Raw genomic sequence first — 7,362 nt, 5'->3', positions numbered from 1 at the left:
GATGCGCGGATCTGGTCTTAGCCTTGCAACCTGAAGCGACGCGTCTTCCATCGCCTTCAGAGCAGTCCTGGCATGTTCGATATAAATAAGGCCAGCCTTCGTCGGAAGCATCCCGCGCGCCGTGCGGGTAAAGGCAGGGCTGCCTATCATCGCCTCCAATGCGATCAACTGCTTGCTGACCGCGCTTTGCGAGAGAGATGTACTCTCGGCAGCAGCACTTGTGGATCCACGCTCCGCGATGGCCAAAAGAACCTGAAGCGCCGTTGTGGAGGGCAGTCTGGGCCGACCTGTTATCATGAGATTGTCTGTTCCCTGGCGCACTTTGCCGGACGCCTTGACGTGAATGTACCAAACCTTGGGAGCAAAATCACCTAGTCGTTTTTGTCATAACGTAAGGAAATAACTTCGCTTGCCGGAAAAAATGGCATGTGAAAACCTGCCCAAGAATTGAACACGCATTGTGGAGACTGCCATGACGGAACCGACGAAACTATGGGGCGGACGCTTTAAGGCTGGACCCTCCGAATCGCTGCTGGCGTTGTCTCGTGCTCCGCAATCGTATTTTCGTCTTTATGCGGAAGACATCGCCGGTTCCCGTGCCCATGCCTCCGAATTGCAGCGCGCCGGCGTTCTCGACGACACAGAGGTCTCTGCTATTCGCCAGGCTCTGGATGCCGTCGAGTGGGACGTTGCCAATGGGCATGAAATACCGACCGATGGCGATGAGGATGTGCATACGTTTCTCGAGCGATTGCTGATCTCCCACCTGGGCACGCTTGGCGGCAAGCTGCGTGCCGGCCGTTCGCGAAATGACCAGACATCAAACAACACACGTCTTTATCTGCGGCGCGTGGTCCGCGAGATTACCGCGGGAGTCATTGCGGTGGAAGAAGCCATCGTCGATCAGGCCTCCCGGCATGTTAATACGGTGATGCCGGGTTTTACACACCTTCAACCTGCGCAGCCAATCATTCTTGGTCATCACCTGATGGCGCATGCTCAGGCTTTGCTGCGCGACATCGAGCGCTTCCGTGACTGGGACCGCCGTTTCGACCGGTCCCCGCTGGGCGCTGCCGCTCTTGCCGGTTCTGCCATCGCCCGCCGGCCTGATCTGTCGGCGACTGAACTCGGTTACTCCGGCGCTTGCGAAAACTCCATCGACGCGGTCGCGAGCCGCGATCACGTTGCGGAATTCCTCTTCATCTGCGGCATGGTCGCCGTCAATCTCTCCCGACTTTCCGAGGAAATATGTATCTGGAGTTCCAAGCAGTTCAGCTGGGTGGCGCTCCACGATTCCTACTCCACCGGCTCGTCGATCATGCCGCAAAAAAAGAACCCGGATATTGCGGAATTGACACGTGGCATGTCTGGCAGTCTGATCGGCAATATCACCGGTTTTCTTGCGACCATGAAGGGATTACCGCTCGCCTATAACCGCGATTTGGCTGAAGATAAGCGGGCAATGTTTGAAAGCATCGATATCCTCGATGTCGTGCTGCCGGCTTTCGCTGGAATGGTGGCGACGCTTGATTTCGACGTGGCCCGCCTGCGCGAGGAAGCGCCGCGTGGTTTCACACTTGCGACGGAGGTTGCCGACTGGCTTGTCGGCCAGAATATTCCATTCGCTGAAGCCCATGAAATCACCGGCGCTGTCGTTCAGTATTGCGAAGATCGCGGGCATGATCTGTCAGGTCTAACGGCAACCGACTTGACCGCAATCGATGCTCGGTTGAAACCCGACATGCTTCTTGCAATCGAGCTTGATCGGGCTGTGGCAAGCCGCACCGGTTACGGTGCCACCGCACCTGTCCGGGTTCGCGAGCAGATCGAGCGATTTCGCGCAGCGCTCGCCGACAGCCGCGCATTCGCTACTAAGCCCCTAACCGGTAACGAGGACGGCGCAGACCGTTCCCGTCGAACCAAAGAGGTCAAGGTATGATGACGGCAATCACACAAGTTTCATCCGCCGACGATCAGCAGCAATATGCGATCGCGCATCTGAAGCTCGTTCCCAAGCGGCATGTCGGCCGGATGATTGCAGCCGCCGTCGTGCTTGCCTTGCTCGCGGGGCTGGTCCGTGCCTTCACCGTTGGGCAGATCGAGTGGAGCTACGTCTCCCAGTTTCTGTTCGCGCCTGCCATATTGGCCGGTCTCTATAATACACTTGTCATGACGGTTGCCGCTATGGCGGTTGGCATCGTCCTGGGTGTCGTCATCGCGATTATGCGGATTTCCGGCAATCCGGTCCTGTCATCCATCGCCGTCGGGTATGTCTGGGTCTTCCGCGGTGCGCCAGCCCTGCTGCAGCTCATGTTGTGGTTCAACCTGGCCCTCATTTTCCCCACCATGGGCATTCCCGGTTTATTCGAGTTCAGGACCGTCGACATCATGACGCCATTCGTGGCTGCTGTGCTCGGTCTCGGCATCTCCCAGGGGGCTTATACATCCGAAGTGGTGCGCAGCGGCCTCCTGTCCGTCGATAGCGGTCAATACGAGGCGGCCCGTACAATCGGAATGACGCAGATGAAGATGTTGCGCCGCATCGTGCTGCCCCAGGCCATGCGGGTGATGGTGCCTCCCATCGGCAATGAAGTGATCGGCATGGTGAAGCTCACCTCGCTTGCCAGCGTCATTCAATATTCCGAGATCCTCCACAACGCCCAGATCATCTACTTCGCCAACACGCGTGTGCTCGAACTGCTGCTGGTGGCAAGCTTCTGGTACCTGTTCGTGGTGTCAGTCCTGTCTGTCGGCCAGCACTACATCGAACGCTATTTCGGACGCGGTTCCAAATCGATCCGGTCAGCGATGTGAAGGAGCCAGACATGAGCAAGAACATTCTCGTCAAGGCAATCGACGTCACCAAGAATTACGGCCAGTTCTGCGCGCTCGACAAGGTCAGTCTTGAGGTCACCCGTGGAGAGGTATGCTGCATAATCGGCCCATCCGGTTCCGGCAAGAGCACCTTCTTGCGTTGCATCAATCTGCTCGAGCGGATGGATGGCGGCGGTATCTGGGTCAATGGCGAACTGGTGGGGTATCGCCGCGAGGGCAACAACCTCCACCAGATCAGCGATGCACAGATTTCGTACCAGCGGCGACGCATCGGCATGGTGTTTCAGCGTTTCAACCTTTTCCCCCATATGACCGCTCTTGAAAACGTCATCGAAGGTCCGGTGCATGTTCTCGGCGAGCCGGTCAAGGAAGCTCAGGAACGGGGCAAAGCCCTGCTGGAGCGGGTCGGACTGGCTGATAAGGCCAACCATTACCCTTCCGAGCTCTCCGGAGGTCAGCAGCAGCGCGTCGCAATTGCGCGAGCCATGGGAATGCGCCCGGATCTGATCCTGTTTGACGAACCGACATCGGCGCTCGATCCGGAATTGGTCTCGGAAGTACTCGACGTCATGAAGGATCTCGCGGCTTCCGGCATGACGATGATTGTTGTGACGCATGAGCTGGGGTTTGCGCGCAACGTCGCCAACACGGTCGCCTTCATGGAGGCCGGAAAGATCGTCGAAACTGGATTGGCATCGGAAGTTCTCAGCGATCCGAAAAGTGCCAGGACGGCAGAGTTCATCAAGGCCGTTCATAGCTGAAATACGGGAACGGCTCATCGGCAAGCGTCTGAGCCACTCGCAACCATGTGTCAAACAAGGGGAACTTACATGAAGAAGCATCTGGCACTGCTCACGCTCGCCTGCCTTGCAGCGACCGCCGTCAACGCCGAGGGACTGCCTGAGAAGATAAAGACGGCTGGCAAGGTCATCGTTGCCAATCAGCCGAACTATCCACCGATGGAATACAAGGATCCGGCCACCAATACGCTGACCGGCGTGGATATTGATCTGGGCCTCGCGCTCGCCAAGCAGCTCGGAACGACTGTCGAATGGGCCGATATCGGCTTCGAACAGATGATCTCCTCGCTCACGACAGGCCGTGTCGATCTGATCCATAGCGGGATGAGCGACCTGCCGAAACGCCGCGACACGCTCGATTTCGTCGACTACATGAAATCAGGTGCCCAGTTTTACACTTCGTTCGCTCGCAAGGACGAATTCAAGTCACTCACCGATTTCTGCGGCAAAACGATCGGCATGAGCCGCCGTACGTCTTTCCCCGATGAAACCGCCAAGTGGAGTGCCACCAACTGCGAGGCTGCCGGCAAACCCGCGATCGTCGTCGTGGGAACCGAAGGTTCGGCGGACGCCCGTGCCCAGCTCAAGCAAGGCCGCCTCGACGCTGCAGTCCAGGGTTCCGAAACGCTTCCCTACCTGTTGACACTGGAAAAGGATACCTACGCTGTCGTCGGCGAACCCTTCACCGCCGTTTATCAGGGTATTGCCTTCGCAAAGAAGGACACAGAGTTGCGCGATGCCTATGCTTCCGCATTGAAAGCGCTGATGGCATCGGGCGAATACAAGACGATCTTCGCCAAGTACGGCCTTGAGGGTACGTTGCTGGACGGCATCTATATCAACGGCGAGCCCGCGAAGTAACGGTTCTGCATCGGTGTCCCGGCGGCAATGTCGCCGGGTGCACCGCCTCGCCCATGTCTGCGGCGCCAGTCGAAAGACAGCGTAAGATTTGAGAAGATTCCTTCTATGAACATCGCTACCCCCCACAGAACGCCGATCGAACGTCTTGCGGCTTTTGTTGCAAACCTTCGCTTCGAAGACATACCAACGGATGTCGTCGCCAAGACGAAAATCCACATCGCGGATACACTTGGCGCCGCCCTTGCCGGTGCGCGCTCGGGAGAGTTCGGCCTAGCACGCAAGATTGCCGGCCAGGACGGCAAGACGCGTCTCTGGGGCACGCAGACCTTTGCGTCGGCCCGCGACGCGGCACTGATCAATGGCGTTGCCGCCCATGCGTTCGAACTAGATGACGCCGGTGGATGCGACCATTCAGGAGCGGTCGTCATGCCCGCCGTTCTGGCGGCTGTGTCGACATCGAAACATCCCATCAGCGGAAAGCAGCTGATCGCCAGCGTTGTCGCGGGGTACGATGTCGGACGGCGTGTACTTGAGGCTGCAGGCGGCTATGACAGTCACAACAGTCTCGGTTGGCATTCGACAGGCACCTGCGGCACGATGGCGGCAGCAGCGGCCGTGGCCAATCTGCAGGGTCTTTCGCAGCAGGTCTGCCTCGATGCGATCACGTTGGCGACGAGCTTTTCATCCGGATTGTGGGGTTTTATACACGACGGCTCGCAAGCCAAGAAAATCCACGCCGGGCGGGCTGCAGAAGGCGGATTGTTGGCCGCCACGCTTGCTGCCGAGGGTTTTGCCGGCCCCTCGAAGGTGTTCGAGGATGTGTGGGGTAGCTTCTTCCGTTCTTTCAACAAATCATCAGGCGAGCCAGAAAAACTCTCGGAGGCGCTTGGGGAGAGCTGGAAAGTCAATCGCGCCGTACTGAAACCCTATGCCTCATGCCGCGGTGCCCATTCGGCTGTCGATGCTCTGGAAGATATTCTCCTCGAAACACGACAAGAACCCGGGAAGATCGTATCCATGCATTTGCATCTCAGCGAAATGCTGATGGGCATGTGTGGTCACAAAGGTAGCAACTCCATGGCCGGGACGCAGATGAGCCTGCCCTATGCACTTGCGGCACGCTGTATTTTCGGCACTGCCGGTCTCGACGCCTATTCTGCTCAATGCCGGTCAGATCCGCGCGTCAGTGCGGTCATGCAGCGGATGGAGCTCGAAATCGACATGGCCATGCAGCCGCTCGACGAGCCGGTCCTGACACTTCTATTTTCCGACGGTACTCGCACCTCACGCATGGTGCTGCGCGCGACCGGATCCGCCGAACGCCCGATGCAGCGGGAAGCGATCGACGACAAATTTCGGGATCTTGCCGGCATGACCCTTGAGGACAATCAGGTGTCAAATCTCTTGAATGTCCTCAATACACTCGAACAGTTCGAAGATTGCCGGCAATTCGAAACACTGCTTGCAGGTGACGCAGATAATCGGCCAACCTTCCGCTGAAGGGAGTTCCAGCATGACCTACGATCTTTCTCCACGGCCGCTCAATCCAGCGTTCAAGACACTGCCCATGGCATGGCCTCACGGTGCGAAAAGCGCTCTTTTCATCGGCTTCGACGTCGATGCAGAAACTGCCTGGATCGGCAACAATCCGTCGAACGTCGACCGTATGGTCACGACATCACATGGCGGCTACGACGCCCGTGTCGGCATTGCAAAAATACTGGAACTCATGGAGGAATTGGCACTCAGGGCCACATTCTTCGTTCCGGGCTGGACCGCCCTTGCGCATCCGGCCGCGTGCGAGCCCATCGTGAAGGCGGGTCACGAGATCGGCCATCACGGTTATCTGCACAAGATGCCGGACCGAGAAAAACTGGACGAGTCCTTTGAGGAAATTGACCGCGGTTTCGAGGCGCTCGAAAAGGCCTTGGGCGTGAGGCCGATCGGCTATCGGGCACCGTCGGGGGAGAATTATCCCGAGCTTCTTGCCTATCTGGCGAAGGCCGGCATTCGCTATTCGAGTTCGTTCCGCGACGACATACTGCCCTATCGCCACCAGCTCGCGGACGGCAAACGGGGCGTCGTTGAAATCCCTGTCAATTTTGCCTTCGACGACTGGAACTTCGGAATGTCGAGCCGGACCAGCCCACGTGCGCTTTTCGGGCGCGATGCGGTTCTTCCATTATGGATCGACGAATTTGAGGCAACGCATGCATGGGGCGGCGTCACCACGCTCGTCCTGCATCCGCAAGTCTCAGGACGGCCGATGCGTTGGCATATTCTCAGGGATTTTCTGCGCCATGTTCAGACGAAAGGCGAAGTGTGGATCGCGACTGGCGCCCAAATCGCCGGTCATTTCGAGCAACTGGAAAGTAAGCTGGGCACTTGAGAGTGACGATAAGTACGGTCCAACCGCTTCGGCAGTTGAGGATGCAGGAAACTGGCCGATGATCTCTCATGCCACGGCTGTTGACTGGATCAAAGTGCAGCAGTGCGTTTATTCGCGAGAAAAATCTTTCCCGGATTCATGACCCTGTGCGGATCAAGCGCGTCTTTTAGAAGCGCCATTACATCAAGTGCGACCCCATGCTCTTCGCGGAGATACGCTGGCATCGTAAAGTTAACCGGGTGTCGATCAATTTGTGCGATCTGCATGTATGACCAGACTTGCCCGTGATCCCCTCTATCGCCGCCACCGATTTCCTGCCGAAGTGATCGCCAATGCGGTGTGGCTGTATTTCCGGTTTCCCCTCAGCTTGCGGATGGTCGAGGATGTGTTGGCCGCTCGCGGTATCATCGTTTCCCATCAGACTGTGCGGGCATGGGCAGACAAATTCGGGCGATGCTTTGCCAATGATTTCCGTAA

7 protein-coding genes and 2 pseudogenes are annotated in these 7,362 nt (G+C 57.7%); 7 read left to right on the top strand and 2 right to left on the bottom strand.

The window, feature by feature from the left end; genetic code table 11:
- Positions 1-297, bottom strand: a 297-nt coding sequence (locus tag AAAC48_RS26940; protein WP_340657138.1) for a LysR family transcriptional regulator, incomplete at its 3' end; no start/stop codon positions are given.
- A 175-nt stretch (positions 298-472) separates the two neighbouring features.
- On the opposite strand from AAAC48_RS26940, the gene argH reads away from it, so the two are divergent.
- The 6 genes from argH to AAAC48_RS26910 all read left to right on the top strand — a co-directional run bounded on the left by argH (position 473) and on the right by AAAC48_RS26910 (position 6,885).
- The gene (gene argH, locus AAAC48_RS26935; protein ID WP_340657136.1) at positions 473-1,939 is read left to right on the top strand and encodes an argininosuccinate lyase; all 1,467 of its coding nucleotides are present in this window, start codon (positions 473-475) and stop codon (positions 1,937-1,939) included.
- Positions 1,939-2,814, top strand: coding sequence for an amino acid ABC transporter permease (locus AAAC48_RS26930; protein WP_340657137.1), 876 nt, complete (start codon positions 1,939-1,941; stop codon positions 2,812-2,814). Before argH ends, AAAC48_RS26930 begins: the two co-directional genes overlap by 1 nt.
- Before the next feature lie 11 nt (positions 2,815-2,825).
- A complete protein-coding gene (locus AAAC48_RS26925; protein ID WP_340657135.1) occupies positions 2,826-3,596 on the top strand; it encodes an amino acid ABC transporter ATP-binding protein in 771 nt (256 codons plus the stop codon).
- A gap of 69 nt (positions 3,597-3,665) precedes the next feature.
- Entirely contained in the window at positions 3,666-4,496 is an 831-nt protein-coding gene (locus AAAC48_RS26920) for an ABC transporter substrate-binding protein (RefSeq protein ID WP_340657134.1), read from the top strand.
- A gap of 105 nt (positions 4,497-4,601) precedes the next feature.
- Positions 4,602-5,996 carry an MmgE/PrpD family protein gene (locus AAAC48_RS26915; RefSeq protein ID WP_340657133.1) on the top strand — a complete coding sequence of 465 codons (1,395 nt, stop codon included), beginning with the start codon at positions 4,602-4,604 and terminating at the stop codon, positions 5,994-5,996.
- A 13-nt stretch (positions 5,997-6,009) separates the two neighbouring features.
- The gene (locus AAAC48_RS26910; RefSeq protein WP_340657132.1) at positions 6,010-6,885 is read left to right on the top strand and encodes a polysaccharide deacetylase; all 876 of its coding nucleotides are present in this window, start codon (positions 6,010-6,012) and stop codon (positions 6,883-6,885) included.
- A gap of 89 nt (positions 6,886-6,974) precedes the next feature.
- Here the strand turns inward: AAAC48_RS26910 and AAAC48_RS26905 are convergent.
- Positions 6,975-7,103 (bottom strand): annotated as a pseudogene (locus AAAC48_RS26905) (FAD-linked oxidase C-terminal domain-containing protein); the annotation flags it as partial.
- Between the two features lie 50 nt (positions 7,104-7,153).
- On the opposite strand from AAAC48_RS26905, the pseudogene AAAC48_RS26900 reads away from it, so the two are divergent.
- Positions 7,154-7,362 (top strand): annotated as a pseudogene (locus AAAC48_RS26900) (IS6 family transposase); the annotation flags it as partial.

It is taken from the genome of Phyllobacterium sp. (genome assembly GCF_037994405.1).
GTDB lineage: Bacteria > Pseudomonadota > Alphaproteobacteria > Rhizobiales > Rhizobiaceae > Phyllobacterium.
This window is presented reverse-complemented; position numbering and strand designations above follow the sequence as displayed.

Bases quoted from the DNA above. Each gene is read 5' to 3' on its own strand.
- AAAC48_RS26925 (WP_340657135.1), top strand. From the start codon at position 2,826: ATGAGCAAGAACATTCTCGTCAAGGCAATCGACGTCACCAAGAATTAC.
- AAAC48_RS26910 (WP_340657132.1), top strand. From the start codon at position 6,010: ATGACCTACGATCTTTCTCCACGGCCGCTCAATCCAGCGTTCAAGACA.
- AAAC48_RS26930 (WP_340657137.1), top strand. From the start codon at position 1,939: ATGACGGCAATCACACAAGTTTCATCCGCCGACGATCAGCAGCAATAT.
- AAAC48_RS26915 (WP_340657133.1), top strand. From the start codon at position 4,602: ATGAACATCGCTACCCCCCACAGAACGCCGATCGAACGTCTTGCGGCT.
- AAAC48_RS26920 (WP_340657134.1), top strand. From the start codon at position 3,666: ATGAAGAAGCATCTGGCACTGCTCACGCTCGCCTGCCTTGCAGCGACC.
- argH (WP_340657136.1), top strand. From the start codon at position 473: ATGACGGAACCGACGAAACTATGGGGCGGACGCTTTAAGGCTGGACCC.